The organism is Noviherbaspirillum denitrificans, assembly GCF_002211445.1.
GTDB lineage: Bacteria > Pseudomonadota > Gammaproteobacteria > Burkholderiales > Burkholderiaceae_D > Noviherbaspirillum > Noviherbaspirillum denitrificans.
In genome coordinates, this window is the sequence record NZ_LSTO01000002.1 from 159,959 (window position 1) to 160,664 (window position 706).

General features: G+C 62.3%; 1 protein-coding gene. It reads right to left on the reverse strand.

What is annotated here, in order from left to right:
* Positions 1 to 706, reverse strand: a 706-nt coding sequence (locus AYR66_RS24310) for an FtsW/RodA/SpoVE family cell cycle protein (protein WP_234815075.1), incomplete at both ends; no start/stop codon positions are given.

The window sequence follows — 706 nt, forward strand, 5'->3', positions numbered from 1 at the left end:
GATCAGCCCGAACTCCTCCGAATACACCGCGAAGATGAAGTCGGTGGTGCGCTCCGGGATGAACTGCAGGTGGCCTTGCGTGCCGTTCAGCCAGCCCTTGCCCATCGGTCCGCCCGAACCGATCGCGATCATCGACTGGATGATATGGAAACCCTTGCCGAGCGGATCGGAGGTCGGATCGATCAGGGTCATCACGCGCTGGCGCTGGTAATCGTGCATCATCGACCAGCCGATCGGCAGGAAGGCCGCGACGGCTAGGGCCAGCGCGATGATGATTTTCCACGGCAAGCCGGCCAGGAAGATCACGTAAAAGCCGGACGCCATGACGAGCAATGCGGTGCCGAGATCCGGCTGCTTCATGATGAGTGCCGCCGGCACCATCAGCAGTATCGCGGCGATGATGAACTCGGGCAGGCGGATCACGCTCTCGCGCTTCTGGAACCACCACGCAAGCATGAGCGGCATCGCGATCTTCATGATCTCCGACGGCTGGATGACGACGCCCACATTGATCCAGCGCTGCGCGCCCTTCTTGATGATGCCGAACATGGCGACGCCGACCAGCAGGCCCACACCGACCACATAGAGCGGCACCGCCAGTCGCATCAGCGACTGCGGCGGGACATTGGCCGCGATCCACATGATGAGCATGGACAGCAGGATATTGCGCAGGGGTCCTTCCAGGCGTCCCGGAAAGTCGATCCCC